This is a genomic window from Bacillus sp. Au-Bac7 (assembly GCF_021341655.1).
Classification (GTDB): domain Bacteria; phylum Bacillota; class Bacilli; order Bacillales; family Cytobacillaceae; genus Niallia.
Window position 1 is genome coordinate 1,258,596 of record NZ_JAJTTG010000001.1, and the last position, 12,661, is coordinate 1,271,256.

Below are 12,661 nucleotides of genomic sequence, written 5' to 3' on the forward strand. Positions count from 1 at the left end.
CATAATTAGCTTATCTTTAACAAAGAAGGTGGATACTGTTCTATCAGTATCCACCTTCTTGTACAGTTAAACTCTCATTTTCGGTGGTGACTCCAGCCAGCCTTTATCAATCATAATATTAGTTCCGTCCTCTGCATACAGTTCAATTTCTCCTAACAGACGGTTATAAGAGACGCCTAAATCCCGACGATAGCTTGTGCCTAACCCTAATCCATAAAAGCCTATGCCTGCTGATGTAAGTGCGCTTGCAATGAACATCATCAGCTTTTCAGAGAATACTTTCAAATCATGTGGTATGACCTCTTTATCCCAATGAAGGCTAGCGTACAAATCATTATCTTTCAAATATGCTTGGAAAATCTCGCAATGCTTCTCAGCAATTTCTTTTCCGCGAATTAAATATTTTTTTACTTCCTCTGAACGTGTTGATGGAAGGAAGCCAATCATTAATCCAGCACCTAAAGCATTTCGGTGGAAATTGGCATATAAATTTGTAATCTCTGGAGCAGTGAGCGGTCTCTTATCTCCTAGGAATCCAGACAGAAAGCTCTGGCGCTGGATATAATCGACTTCCTTTGCTGGCGGAACCTCCGGTAAGCTCTGGTATTTTCCTTTAAGTGTAAGAAGTTCCACCAGCATTTCATAAAGCTTCATAGCATCTGTTAGACACTTCTTATAATAGTCCATACAATCTTGTCTTTGAACAACAGATAAATTTATCCCATGCGCCCGTAAACCCATTCTGGCAAACTGGTGAATATACTCCAGTATAAAATCGTCTGTATACACCTTTTTTGCTGTTGGAGATATATCCTCTTCTACATGAAAACCATGAGGTATTGCCCTACCCTCAGACTTAAAGATCTTTTTTATTTCATCCAGCTGGCGAACCGATGTGTGATAAGCAAACTCCACAATATCCTTTGTTTGCTTATCTTCGGCAATTTTCAAAAAATAACTGAACATGCATACTTGAGAGCTTTCTCCCATATAAGATCCCCATAGCTGGGACACTTCTGCTGAAGATAATAGATGTGAGTCTTTTTTTGACACAGTAAGTCCTCCACGTATTTTTTTATGAGTTTGCCCATTACCGGAGGATTTCATGTATGTTCCTTAAAAACGCAAACCTTTTGCAATATTCTAATACTTGTATATAATAAAATGACCAGTACATACAGCTTTAAAAATTATTATTCTTTTTGTCTATAAAGGAGCAGTTATGGAGCAAAACATCGGCAGATTAATTTATGAGCTTCGGCGCGGCAAAAAACAAACATTGAAACAGATTGCAGAAAAAACTGGCTTATCTATCAGTTTTATATCTCAGGTAGAACGATCTAAGTCTTCCATTACGATTGAGTCGCTCACAAAAATTGCTGAAGCGCTTAATGTCAGCCCAAGCTATTTTTTCACAGATAAAAACAAAGAGAAAAAATTTGTTCATCGCAGTGTTAAAGATGCGGTAACCATTCAAGCGTCCCAATTCATTTATGAAAGCATCACAGGTGATGTAAACAACCCTGTGTTTGAACCGATGATTGTCACATTGTTGCCGCGCAATCAAAAAGTAACAACATTCACTCATTCAGGACAGGAGTTTCTGTATGTACTAGAAGGAATACTTACCGTCCTCTATGAGGAGGATGAATACGAGCTTCATCCTGGAGACAGCTTTCATGTAGAATCTACCAATCCTCATAACTGGTATAACAGAACGGATAAATTAGTTAAAATACTATATGTGCGCTCAAGCGTAACTTAAAGTATCTCCATCATAAGATGGGGATTTTTTTATAATGCAACTTCGTAACCCACCCCATTTTCAACTGCCTTCATAAAGACTGCAGCTGCAACGGCAGTATCTAAATAAGCAACACCGACAGATTTATATAGAGTGATTTCATCCTCCGAAGTACGGCCGGCCTTTCTGCCAGCTACAAGCTCTCCTAATTCCCCGTAAAGCATGTCAAAGCTCCACTGCCCTGCTTTTTCTGGTATGAGTAAGTCTCCTGCTTCATCACGAGCACCTTCGATTGTATCGACAACAATCTTGCTGCAGAGTTTTAATGTCACTAAATCAACTTCCCTCATCTGCGGCTTAAAGGCGCCGATTGCATTAATATGTGTGCCAGGCCGTATATGGCTGCCATCAAAAAGCGGCTCAGTCGATTTAGTGCTACAGACAATAATGTCTGCTTCTTTCACCGCATCATTGCCTGTTTTTGCAATCTTTATCTCACCATTCCAGTCTGGATAGAGGGAGGAGATTACTTCAGCAAACTCGACTGCTTTTTCCGTCGTCCGGTTATACAAAACCAGCTGTTCTAGATTACGAACTGCCATCACAGCTTGTACTTGTCCGAGAGCTTGAGCTCCGCAACCCAGTATGGCAGCACTCCTAGCATTCTTCCTTGCGAGATGGTCTGTTGCGACACCACTTGCCGCACCTGTTCGTAATACAGTTAAGAAACTGGCATCCATAAGGGCTGTTTGCTTGCCGGTTTGTGTTTCAGTTAACAAAATGACGCTTTTTAAGGCAGGATTGCCTTGTTCGTTATTCGGAAAAATTGTGATAACCTTAACCGCTGCATAGTCGAGCGGCTTTAAATATGAAGGCATTATAAGGGAAGTTCCACCTGCCTTTTCATGCTCCACTGCTGTCCTGACAGGAGTAATTGTCTCTCCTTGTGCATCATATAAAAAGGCTTTGCGCACATCTTCTAAACAATCTTCCATAGGATAAATGGTGCGAATCTGCTTCTGTGATAATATCAGCATCTTTTTACCTCCCCTTAAAAAATTTTTCTGGGAGCAGATCTATAGCCCCCATCCCCATCAATCCAGTTCTTCGTTGCTTTTATCTTTCGCAAAGTAAATGGCAATTAAAGATATGACACTTGTAGCAACAATATATAATGCAACAGGAATCCACGAATTACTGTATGCGCTTAACAATGCTGTTGCAATGAGCGGTGCTGTCCCGCCGGCAAGTGCAGCTCCAAGCTGATAGCCTAGTGTGACACCTGTATAACGGACATTTGTAGTGAATATTTCAGTAAACATCGTGCCAAGTACAGCTGTAACTGGTGCCCACAGAATGCCAAGGCCAATAACAGTTGCTATAATCAGCAAGAAATCTGATTGTAAGGATACAAGATAGAAGTACGGAAAGGCATAAAGAAGAATCGCAACCGTTCCGCCAATGTAGAGCGGTTTTCTCCCTACCTTGTCTGATAATTTTCCCATCAAGGGAATCATGACAGTTGCAACTAAGACCGAGATTGTAACTGCATTCAAAGCAACAGTCCGCTCATAACCTTGGTATTCAGTGGCATAGGCAATGATGAAGGTTCCAAAAATATAAAATGGTCCTGTTTCCACCACTTTTGCGCCGACAGCTATTAACACTGCTCTCCAGTGATAGCGCACTGTCTCAATAATCGGCACCTTTGCAACGTTTCCACTTTCTTTAGCTTCTTTAAATGCAGGTGTTTCATCAAGCCCCTTTCTAATCCAAAGGCCTAGAAATACTAATAAAGCGCTTAAAATAAACGGTATTCTCCAGCCCCATGACATAAATTGAGCATCACTTAACACAGTAGTCAAAATAGTAATGGATAATGTTCCTAACAGCATCCCAATTGTTACGCCGATTTGCGGGATACTTCCAAAAAAACCGCGGCTGTTTTTGTTTGAATACTCGACTGCTAGCAGCAAAGCACCGCCCCATTCCCCGCCAATGCCAAGGCCTTGAATACATCTTAATGTAATAAGCAGGATTGGTGCCCAAACACCAATTGCATCATAATCTGGCAAACAGCCGATTAAGACTGTTGCGCCGCCCATCAGCGACAATGTCATTACTAGCGTTGTTTTTCGCCCGACTCTATCACCAATATGGCTAAAGATAATTCCTCCAAGAGGTCGAATGAAAAAAGGCAATGCAAAGGACACATAAGATAACAGCAATCCGACAACAGGATCATGATTTGGAAAAAACAAGGTTGTAAATACTAAGGAAGCAACTGTGCCATATAGAAAATAATCAAACCATTCAATGGAACTGCCTATTAAACTAGCAATTAATGCTTTACTGGCAATCTTTTTTGTCACTGCCGGCTGAACTTGTATTGGCTGTGTCTCCATTATCCATATCACTCCATCTTCACATTTTTTTATCTGCTCTGCCTGCCCTAGATGAGGTAATCATATGTTTTCTCCTCCCCACTCCCCTTTTAACCTAATATCAAATATTTTGTTACCACTTCATATCCGTTTAAAAAATTGAAGTGACACTTAAATATTTAAGCAAAAAAATTTTCCGATAATTGGAGTATATTATATTCAGATTTTTCAGTCAATGTGTTTTGTAAGAAAATCTCTCCTTAAAAAATATCCGTAACTCTACTTGAATTTATTGGATAAAATAAAAAAGAGTGCATCTTATTATGCACTCTGTCTACTTTAAAAGAACCTCTTTCGCCAAAAAACAACCGCTGTAATACTAGATAAGATTGTTGAAATTAAAATAGCGACAAAAAAGGCATATTTATATTCTTGATAAGGAATGTCTACATTCATTCCATAAAAGCTCGCAACCATTGTCGGAAAGGAAAGAACAATCGTAAAGGAAGTTAAGAACTTCATTACCATGCTTACATTGTTAGAAATAATTGAAGCAAATGCATCCATCATGCTGCTTAAAATAGATGCATGTGTTTCAGCCATCTCAATCGCTTGCTGGTTCTCTATAATAACATCCTCAAGGAGATCCTGATCGTCTTCATACATTTTTAAAAATCTGCTTTTCATCATTTTATGCATAACAATATCATTTGTTTTGAGTGATGTTGTAAAATAAACAAGGCTCTTCTGAAGATGCAGCAGAGAAAATAACTCCTTGTTTCGCATCGACTGCAGAAGTTGACCTTCAATCGTATCTATCTTTTTGCTGATTTGTTTTAAATACTTTAAATACGCATTAGACATAGAATACAGGATTTGAAAAGCGAATCTCGTTCTTTTATATGTAAAGAAATCCTTGACTTTCCCTTGAGAAAAAGCTTGAAAAATCGGATTATCCTGTAAACAAATGGTGACGAAACAGTTTTTCGCAATGATAATTCCTAATGGAATCGTATCATACTCCGGTTTCTTTTTTTCATTCATCGTAACATTTGGAACGTTGACAATGATCAAAATATCTTCACCGTCTTTTTCAATTCTTGAACGCTCCCCCTCATCCAAAGAGTCTTTCAAAAATCCATTCGGTAGTTCAAGCTTCTGGGCAATAAACTGTATCTCTTGTTCCGTTGGGGCAACCATGTTGATCCAGCACCCGCTCGTAATCGTATTCGTTTCTTTAAGTACTCCTTCTTCGTTAGAAAGATAAATGTTTAACATGATAAAACCTCCTCTAAAAATTATGAGGAAGCCAAAACTTAGCCATAAACAAGTTGAATTTTACTTGCATTCAATATTTGAAGGAATGACTCCTTATTGACTTCCCCCTTGGTCGACTCGGGCTCTGGTTCACTGCAATAATGACTACTCATAAAAATTCAACTCCTTTTATAATCTAATTTTTATCAACTACTTCATTGTACTTATTTCCTATGGTTTTGCAACTAAACTAGTAAAATATTAAATAAAAATCCAAAAAATCAAACTTTTCGACTATTGTGTAATTCAATGCTACAAATTCGAATTTCCTATAGATTTTAATAAATTTTAAAGTAGGTTAACTTTCTCCACAAAAATTCAACTGCGCCTTGTTTAAAACGTTGTAACCAAAGATAGCTTAAGCCAATTTGGCAGACAGCAAGTACAAAAGAGATGAGTATTAACTTTGACGGCGGTATTGTTGCATACAAAGAAAAAATTCTAAAAATGAGTAACCCAATAATGTTTTGCATTAAATAATTAGTAATCGCCAATCTGCCAACATAACGGAAATAGATTAGACTCATTTTGCTTAGCTGCAAAAACAGTAAAATACTTAACCCATAAAACAATGACATAAGCGGATTACCAAATGCATCAGATGCTTGAATAAACAGCAAGGAATCAGGGTGCAGCACAGCCAATATTTTCAAGCCTAACCCTAGTCCTCCAAACAAAATCCATACAAACACATGCTTCTTCGTTATATGTATAATAGTTGATTTATTTTTCGCTAGTAAAACCCCGATTAAAAACATCGGAAAAATGCTTAGAAATAAATATACAATAGAAAAAAACTCAAAGGTTGACAGCCAATCATAAAAATTTTGTAAAAAAGCTGTGATTCCACTTGTCTGATAATTTTCAATAACGGTTAGTAAGTAATCGTAATCAAAGTACTCAGCCGGATTATACGGAAAATGAATAAATAAAAAAAGCAGCAACATATTTGGCAAATATAACAGTATTAGCAGAATGCTAATTGTCTTACTAGACGCCTTATAGAGTGGCAGCAACAAAAAGCCAAACAGAGCATAGGTGGTTAGGATGTCTCCGTACCAAATGAAAATAGCATGCACTGCCCCAATGCAAAGTAGAACGAATTGCCTTCTGGAAAATAGTATGTACGGATTTTTTCCCCTTGCCGCTGCCTTGTCCATAAACAGCATAAAACTGAATCCGAACAGAAGAGCAAATAAAGGATAAAAATTTCCTTGTACGAAAATAAATAATAATTGTTGTATTAATAAATCAACTTGTCCTGTCCAAAGACTGCTTGGAAAGCTGTCATATAATACGGGACTGCTTAACGGCACAATATTCGCAAAAGCAAGCCCTAAAACAGCAAAACCTCTTACTATATCTATTTCATGAATTCTCTCTAAGCTATTCATATCATCCCTTCTTTCATAAAAAAGACTCACCGCATATAACAATTGCAAATTCTGCTATATGCGGTGAGCCCCGCTACCTATATTTTTTAATGAAGTTATGCATCACATGAAATTCTCAGACCATTTTCCTCTAGCCAAGTAAATCTTTCCGTTTGGTCAGGGATATACCGGAGCACATCTTCAATCATCGGAAAATACTTCGTATTGCGTTCAAGAGAGTATATCATCCATTGCCCTCGTCTTTGTTCCTTCACAAGTCCTGCATCCTTTAACTTTCTTAAATGCTGACTGACTGCCGGTTGAGACATTTGAAAAATGTCAACAAATTCACATACACAGCAATCATGGATATTCAGCATCCCGATTATGGACAACCTAGTCTTATCACCTAATAACTTTAAAATGGCTGCTGTTTCTTCCAACTCTTCATTAGACATTATAATCATCCATTTCCATTAAATTATAATTATATAATAATGCCGTTTTCTAATGTCTGCAAGGATATGCTACTTCTAATTACCTATTTTGCTTTATTCTTCATAAATAGAACATCCAAAAATACTATACCGAATGAGCAGCCCAACGGGATAAATAAATAAGAGTATGCACCGTTATTATCTTGCTTGAGAACATTATTAATAAAAAAAGAAATAATGGCAAGCACAACAAACCAAGAGAGGAATTTTAGCATTCTCTTTTTAATTTCTGTCCGATTTGCCTTTCTCCAATATTTTAAAGCACTACCACCGAGGTACAAAGCATACAGCAAAATAAATACTATATATCCATAAATAAAATTTTCTGCAAAGGCAAGACCATTATGAAAATAAACAATAAAAATAGCTAAAACGGTAGATAATCCGAACACTGCAAGCATGAGCCAGTTAAACCAAACATAATTTTTTACCATCGTACACCACCAAAAACATTCATTAAACTGCTAATCCACTATCTCAAACTATACATTATTTGTAAACTTTTTTGTATTTTTCCAGTCAATCTGGATATTCCTCCAACACCCATGGAAGAAAAACTTCAAAATTCAGCTGAAGAATGGGCTCAGGAAAATTTGCTTGTACCTGTTCTGCTTCCTGTGCTAGACAAAACTCAAAAGGGCCGAGCTGGTATGTATGATGATCCTGCCAATCAGACATTGTACATGTGTTGCCCTTCAAAACCTTGCCGACAATATGATAAAAGCCTATATAATGATGCAGCTCTGCGTTTTCCATTGCAAACTCTGAAACTTCTGCCGGTTTTTCTGGTATGATGCCAAGCTCAGCAAAAAATGAGGTGACAGAAGCATCGGCACTTTTGACCGCCTCTGCATAATTACAGCAATAGAGACAATCACACACCTCTATATCTGTTTTGTAAAATTTATTTGTTTTTTCCACATCTATTTCCAATATCCAGCCATTATATGTCCGTATTTTCATATCCTTCCCTCCTATAAGAATAGATATATATGGAAAAACATAAAAGGTTTTCTTAGCAGTGTCAACAAATTCTTTTATTGACCAAAAAACCGTCCAGACGGTACAATAATAAAAAAACAGGAAGGAGACATTACAATGGATTCAAAAGCTGATGTTAAACGCCGGCTTATTATTGATACAGCGAAACAAATTATTCATGAGAGTGGCATTACCTCCTTAACCCTGGATGCTGTTGCCAAACAAGCTAATATCAGCAAAGGCGGTCTTTTGTATCATTATTCTAGCAAAGAGGCTTTAATAAAGGGGATTGCTTTGTCTATATTTGAAGACTTGGATACAGCTTTAACGGAATACGCAAAAAAAGACCCCGTTGAGACAGGCAAGTGGACAAGGGCAATGATTGAAGTGACAAAGGATGATTTATACAACCGTGCCGAGCTAAATGTTGCAGTGATGGCTTCCTCGTTATTGGATAAGGATGTAGCTGAAGGTATTTCAAACAGCTATCAAAGAGCTTTAACAAAATTGGAAAACGACGGCATTTCTCCTGTGACAGCTTCAGTTATCCGTCTCGCCCTTGATGGACTGTACTACTCGCAAATGCTCCATGTTGCTCCATTGGATAAAAAAATGCAAACAGCAGTGCTTGATCAGCTCACACTCATGACAAGGAAGGAGGATGTGTAATGAATCCATATTTACTACTTGTAGTTTCCATTATAAGTGAAGTGTTTGCAAGCTCGATGCTGAAAGCAACAGAGGGCTTCAAAAGGCTGCTACCGTCTGTTGGTGTCGCTTTAGGATATGGAATTGCCTTTTATGCTTTATCGTTGACATTAAAGACCATGCCGATTGGAACAGCCTATGCAATTTGGGCAGGTGTTGGCACAGCACTGACGGCGGTGGCTGGAGCCGTACTTTATAAAGAAAGCTTCAACAGCAAAAAAGTAATCGGCCTCTTACTTGTCATCGGCGGGGTAATCTTATTGAATTTTGGCGGAGCTCATTAATTGAAAGGAGACTTCCATTGTGAAAGGATATATTTATTTAACAATCTCGATTATAGCTGAAGTATTTGCCACAACAATGCTTAAATTGTCAGAAGGCTTTACCGTTATGCTCCCGTCTGTCGGTGTAATTATCGGCTATGTACTTGCCTTTTATTTCATTTCAAAAGCGCTCCAAACACTGCCGCTAAGCTTAGCCTATGCAATATGGTCAGGTGTTGGGACCGCTGCGACTGCGATAATAGGCGTCATTTTATGGGATGAGCTGATGAACACAGTCATGCTGTGCGGAATTGTGCTTATTATTGGCGGTGTTTTTCTTCTGAACGGGTCAGAAAAGACAGAAACAGCGAAGAAGCCTGCTAACTAATGAGCTTCTTCGTTTTTCTTAAAAAGATCTCCCTAAATATAAGGCAATGTCTCGTATCCTTTCATCTATTTCCGCTTCTATTGCTTCCCTTTCCTTACTATAGGAATAAAAAGTATCACCTTTAAGCAAATGGTCCGATAAATTTAATAAACTGACTGCTTTTTTGTTAAATTTGTTCGCAACAGCAAGTGTAACGGCTGACTCCATATCAACACCTAAATGCCCAGCTGTTGACCAGGCTTGAACCATCTTTTCTGTCTCTAAATACGGAGTGCTCACAGACAAAACACTGCCTGTAACATACTTGTAGTTTTTTTTCTGGCAAAATTCAATGGCCCTCATTGCCAGTTCCTCATCGGATGTTACCGTTTCACAGCCTGGCAAATAAGCAGCTGAAACTCCATCGTCCATTTTTGCCTCAGTCACTATCAAAATATCACCATAGTTGACTTTAGCTGACAAACCGCCAAAATAGCCTGTTTGGATAAATATGTCAGTGCCCATTGCTGCGAACTGGTGGGAAACTGCTGCAGCCATTGCTCCTCCGTATACATTAGCAAATCCTGTTAAGACAGCCTTATTTCTCCCAATGACTGTATTCCACTTTGGCAAAAGCATTTCCTGGCTCAAGATTCCCTTCCACTTATTGATATTATCTGCATGATTCCATTCCCCATGAACAATTAAAGCATCAGGAACATGGTGTTTTTGGATGCCAACAGCATGAAGCCAATCTTCTTCCGTAAAGTCTCCATATAGTTTCATATATTAGTAACACCTCTTAAAAGTTAGCTAATAAATCCCTACTTCCACGTTTCGTTCAATTTATCTGAATAAAAGGTAATTGCTTTCTTGTACTGTAATATACTTTCATCCATTGTTGTCTCCACTAAGGCAGTAAGCAGGAACTCCATCGCCTTTGCGTGATTCTCCAGATTGTATAAAGTCATCGCGTAAAACACTTGGAGTGCTCTGTTGGCCGGATACTTCTGAATTGCCTGTGAAAAAATGTCGCTTGCCTTCTCATAATCTCCTAATGTTCGGTATGTGCTGCCAAGCCCCAATAAGGCTCCTTCCAATTCCGCTTCGGGAAGTCCTAACTGAATAGCTTTTTCATAAAATAACACTGCCTTCCTTTCTTCTCCTAATAAATCTAGACTCCAGGCGTATTGATAAAGGATAAACGAATCCTCCGGATAGCTTTGGACTAATTCCATCAGCACACCGCTTGATTTATAATACTCCCCGTCCTCTCTCCACTTTAATGCTGCTGCAAGTTCGTTTCTCATGTTTCCCTCCTAAATACTGCTATTAACTTATTAAGTTCGCTTAATCCCCCGCTTCCCCTGCTTGTTTTTAATATAGGAACTTAGATTTTTTTATTATTTTTATTAAAATCCATCTAAACCACTTGGATTAGTGTATTTTTTTGTTGTATAATGAATATATGATAATACGAACAAACAAAATCAGAGTTATACAGTAATAGACACATATTGATATAGAATATCCATAGGAGGGAATACCATGGTAAATCTTAATGATGCAAAAAGAAGATTAATGATTCAAAAATTAGCAGTGTATGGCAATTACTCGTTTGATGCCTTAAATAGCTTTTCTCTTCCTGAACTGAATAAAAGATACCATGAGTGTATGGCAGCAGTGCATCCTCATGATGGAACAGGCTCTATTAAGTGGAAAAAGCAAAGATAATTTTTTACTCGAAAACCAACCTAACAAGTAAGAATAATTGGATATAAATATAATCTGCTAATCTAAATGAATATGCCGATCAGTCAGCCTGAAGGCCCTAATGTATAGTGTTTGCTATACTTAGGGCCTTTTTATTTTCAGCTTGAAAGGTGGTGAGAACTGTATAGGCTCTGATTTGTTTGTTTATAAAAATCGTATGGGAGGATACATAATGGTTTATTTTAAGAAAGCAAGTTTCTTACTATCTGTTTTACTGTTAATCTTTGTGAGTGCCGCCTGCGGTGCGCCCTCTGCATCAAACAGTTCGTCTGACGAAAAGGCTGGCGAAATAACTGTAAATATCGGGGTACAGCAAAGCATTTGGCCAATTCTGCTTGCGAAAGAGAAAGGCTGGTTTGAAAGTGAGTTTGAAAAGGCTGGTGCTAAAGTTAACTGGGTAGAATTTCAGAGCGGGCCTTCTTACTTTGAAGCAATTGCTTCTAACCGCCTTGACTTTGGCCGTGTCGGCAATATCCCCGTTTTAGCTGGCCAAGGCGGGGGAATAAAATTCGAGGAAATCGCAACAGCAAGCACCGGGGAGCTTGGTGATGCCATTATCGTTCCCAAAGACAGCCCGATTAAAACAGCAGATGATTTGAAAGGCAAAAAAATTGCTGTTGCTAAAGGCAGCAGTGCATATGGTCTTTTATACAGACTGCTTGAAAAAGAAGGCATTAAACCATCTGAACTGGAAATTATCCAGCTTCAGCCAGATGAAGCTCAGCCTGCATTTGAAACTGGTTCTGTTGATGCATGGGCCATCTGGGAACCTTATCAGTCCATTCAGGTGATTAACAAGAAGGCGAAAGTAATCGCAACAGGAAAAGATATCGGCAGCTACAGCCCAGGCTTCCAAATTGTTCGATCTGAATTTGCAAAAGAACACCCTGAACTTGTTGAGCTGTACTTAAAAGTTACGGAAAAAGCAACTAGATGGCAAAATGAACATAAAGAAGAAGCAATTAAAATTTATGCAGACTTAAAGAATACGGACGAAGAAATAATCAGCAGAGTCCTTGAAAATTCTGTTCCTGAAAACACACCTATTAGCGCTGACATTATCAAGGAACAACAAATAACTGCTGATTTGCTTTTGGAACAAGGTGGATTGACAAAAAAATTGGATGTGGCAGAGGTTGTTAATAACCGTTACATTGAAAAAGTTTTAAAAGAATACGAATAAGCTAATAGATTTCCTTCTGAATGCTTGTCTCTTACATTCTATCAAGCTAATGAAAGACACCTCTCTTTTTA

16 protein-coding genes are annotated in these 12,661 nt (G+C 38.2%); 6 read left to right on the forward strand and 10 right to left on the reverse strand.

Annotated features, from left to right (window positions below; genetic code table 11):
* Positions 1 to 66: 66 nt before the first annotated feature.
* A complete protein-coding gene (locus LXM54_RS06535; protein WP_233314263.1) occupies positions 67 to 1,053 on the reverse strand; it encodes a DUF3231 family protein in 987 nt (328 codons plus the stop codon).
* 169 nt (positions 1,054 to 1,222) lie between these two features.
* Here LXM54_RS06535 and LXM54_RS06540 point away from each other — a divergent pair, with 169 nt between their 5' ends.
* Positions 1,223 to 1,765 carry a helix-turn-helix domain-containing protein gene (locus LXM54_RS06540; protein WP_233314264.1) on the forward strand — a complete coding sequence of 181 codons (543 nt, stop codon included), beginning with the start codon at positions 1,223 to 1,225 and terminating at the stop codon, positions 1,763 to 1,765.
* A 29-nt stretch (positions 1,766 to 1,794) separates the two neighbouring features.
* On the opposite strand, the gene LXM54_RS06545 is transcribed toward LXM54_RS06540, so the two are convergent.
* The 7 genes from LXM54_RS06545 to LXM54_RS06575 all read right to left on the reverse strand — a co-directional run bounded on the left by LXM54_RS06545 (position 1,795) and on the right by LXM54_RS06575 (position 8,278).
* Complete coding sequence (locus LXM54_RS06545; protein WP_233314265.1) at positions 1,795 to 2,781, reverse strand: ornithine cyclodeaminase family protein; 987 nt, start codon at positions 2,779 to 2,781, stop codon at positions 1,795 to 1,797.
* Between the two features lie 57 nt (positions 2,782 to 2,838).
* Entirely contained in the window at positions 2,839 to 4,149 is a 1,311-nt protein-coding gene (locus tag LXM54_RS06550) for an MFS transporter (RefSeq protein ID WP_233314266.1), read from the reverse strand.
* Positions 4,150 to 4,467: 318 nt separating this feature from the next.
* A complete protein-coding gene (locus LXM54_RS06555) occupies positions 4,468 to 5,406 on the reverse strand; it encodes a magnesium transporter CorA family protein (RefSeq protein WP_233314267.1) in 939 nt (312 codons plus the stop codon).
* Positions 5,407 to 5,723: 317 nt separating this feature from the next.
* Positions 5,724 to 6,839 (reverse strand): DUF418 domain-containing protein, encoded by a 1,116-nt coding sequence (locus tag LXM54_RS06560; RefSeq protein ID WP_233314268.1) that lies wholly within the window; start codon positions 6,837 to 6,839, stop codon positions 5,724 to 5,726.
* A gap of 95 nt (positions 6,840 to 6,934) precedes the next feature.
* Positions 6,935 to 7,276, reverse strand: coding sequence for an ArsR/SmtB family transcription factor (locus tag LXM54_RS06565; RefSeq protein ID WP_233314269.1), 342 nt, complete (start codon positions 7,274 to 7,276; stop codon positions 6,935 to 6,937).
* Between the two features lie 83 nt (positions 7,277 to 7,359).
* A complete protein-coding gene (locus LXM54_RS06570) occupies positions 7,360 to 7,749 on the reverse strand; it encodes a hypothetical protein (protein ID WP_233314270.1) in 390 nt (129 codons plus the stop codon).
* 85 nt (positions 7,750 to 7,834) lie between these two features.
* Positions 7,835 to 8,278 (reverse strand): hypothetical protein, encoded by a 444-nt coding sequence (locus tag LXM54_RS06575; RefSeq protein WP_233314271.1) that lies wholly within the window; start codon positions 8,276 to 8,278, stop codon positions 7,835 to 7,837.
* 135 nt (positions 8,279 to 8,413) lie between these two features.
* On the opposite strand from LXM54_RS06575, the gene LXM54_RS06580 reads away from it, so the two are divergent.
* The 3 genes from LXM54_RS06580 to LXM54_RS06590 are packed head-to-tail and all read left to right on the forward strand — an operon-like array spanning position 8,414 to position 9,655.
* Positions 8,414 to 8,965, forward strand: coding sequence for a TetR/AcrR family transcriptional regulator (locus LXM54_RS06580; RefSeq protein WP_233314272.1), 552 nt, complete (start codon positions 8,414 to 8,416; stop codon positions 8,963 to 8,965).
* On the forward strand, positions 8,965 to 9,288 hold the full coding sequence (locus tag LXM54_RS06585) for a DMT family transporter (protein ID WP_233314273.1): 324 nt from the start codon (positions 8,965 to 8,967) through the stop codon (positions 9,286 to 9,288). Before LXM54_RS06580 ends, LXM54_RS06585 begins: the two co-directional genes overlap by 1 nt.
* A 19-nt stretch (positions 9,289 to 9,307) precedes the next feature.
* On the forward strand, positions 9,308 to 9,655 hold the full coding sequence (locus LXM54_RS06590; RefSeq protein WP_282581426.1) for a DMT family transporter: 348 nt from the start codon (positions 9,308 to 9,310) through the stop codon (positions 9,653 to 9,655).
* Positions 9,656 to 9,673: 18 nt separating this feature from the next.
* Here the strand turns inward: LXM54_RS06590 and LXM54_RS06595 are convergent, their stop codons facing one another.
* A complete protein-coding gene (locus LXM54_RS06595) occupies positions 9,674 to 10,420 on the reverse strand; it encodes a phosphorylase family protein (RefSeq protein WP_233314274.1) in 747 nt (248 codons plus the stop codon).
* A gap of 38 nt (positions 10,421 to 10,458) precedes the next feature.
* Complete coding sequence (locus LXM54_RS06600) at positions 10,459 to 10,944, reverse strand: tetratricopeptide repeat protein (protein ID WP_233314275.1); 486 nt, start codon at positions 10,942 to 10,944, stop codon at positions 10,459 to 10,461.
* A gap of 238 nt (positions 10,945 to 11,182) precedes the next feature.
* Between LXM54_RS06600 and LXM54_RS06605 the strand changes: the two genes are divergently transcribed.
* Positions 11,183 to 11,368, forward strand: coding sequence for a hypothetical protein (locus LXM54_RS06605; protein WP_233314276.1), 186 nt, complete (start codon positions 11,183 to 11,185; stop codon positions 11,366 to 11,368).
* Positions 11,369 to 11,579: 211 nt separating this feature from the next.
* Positions 11,580 to 12,590 carry an aliphatic sulfonate ABC transporter substrate-binding protein gene (locus tag LXM54_RS06610; protein WP_233314277.1) on the forward strand — a complete coding sequence of 337 codons (1,011 nt, stop codon included), beginning with the start codon at positions 11,580 to 11,582 and terminating at the stop codon, positions 12,588 to 12,590.
* Positions 12,591 to 12,661 lie beyond the last annotated feature (71 nt).

Bases quoted from the DNA above. Each gene is read 5' to 3' on its own strand.
- LXM54_RS06540 (WP_233314264.1), top strand. From the start codon at position 1,223: ATGGAGCAAAACATCGGCAGATTAATTTATGAGCTTCGGCGCGGCAAA.
- LXM54_RS06545 (WP_233314265.1), bottom strand. From the start codon at position 2,781: ATGCTGATATTATCACAGAAGCAGATTCGCACCATTTATCCTATGGAA.
- LXM54_RS06550 (WP_233314266.1), bottom strand. From the start codon at position 4,149: ATGGAGACACAGCCAATACAAGTTCAGCCGGCAGTGACAAAAAAGATT.
- LXM54_RS06555 (WP_233314267.1), bottom strand. From the start codon at position 5,406: ATGTTAAACATTTATCTTTCTAACGAAGAAGGAGTACTTAAAGAAACG.
- LXM54_RS06560 (WP_233314268.1), bottom strand. From the start codon at position 6,839: ATGAATAGCTTAGAGAGAATTCATGAAATAGATATAGTAAGAGGTTTT.
- LXM54_RS06565 (WP_233314269.1), bottom strand. From the start codon at position 7,276: ATGTCTAATGAAGAGTTGGAAGAAACAGCAGCCATTTTAAAGTTATTA.
- LXM54_RS06570 (WP_233314270.1), bottom strand. From the start codon at position 7,749: ATGGTAAAAAATTATGTTTGGTTTAACTGGCTCATGCTTGCAGTGTTC.
- LXM54_RS06575 (WP_233314271.1), bottom strand. From the start codon at position 8,278: ATGAAAATACGGACATATAATGGCTGGATATTGGAAATAGATGTGGAA.
- LXM54_RS06580 (WP_233314272.1), top strand. From the start codon at position 8,414: ATGGATTCAAAAGCTGATGTTAAACGCCGGCTTATTATTGATACAGCG.
- LXM54_RS06585 (WP_233314273.1), top strand. From the start codon at position 8,965: ATGAATCCATATTTACTACTTGTAGTTTCCATTATAAGTGAAGTGTTT.
- LXM54_RS06595 (WP_233314274.1), bottom strand. From the start codon at position 10,420: ATGAAACTATATGGAGACTTTACGGAAGAAGATTGGCTTCATGCTGTT.
- LXM54_RS06600 (WP_233314275.1), bottom strand. From the start codon at position 10,944: ATGAGAAACGAACTTGCAGCAGCATTAAAGTGGAGAGAGGACGGGGAG.
- LXM54_RS06605 (WP_233314276.1), top strand. From the start codon at position 11,183: ATGGTAAATCTTAATGATGCAAAAAGAAGATTAATGATTCAAAAATTA.
- LXM54_RS06610 (WP_233314277.1), top strand. From the start codon at position 11,580: ATGGTTTATTTTAAGAAAGCAAGTTTCTTACTATCTGTTTTACTGTTA.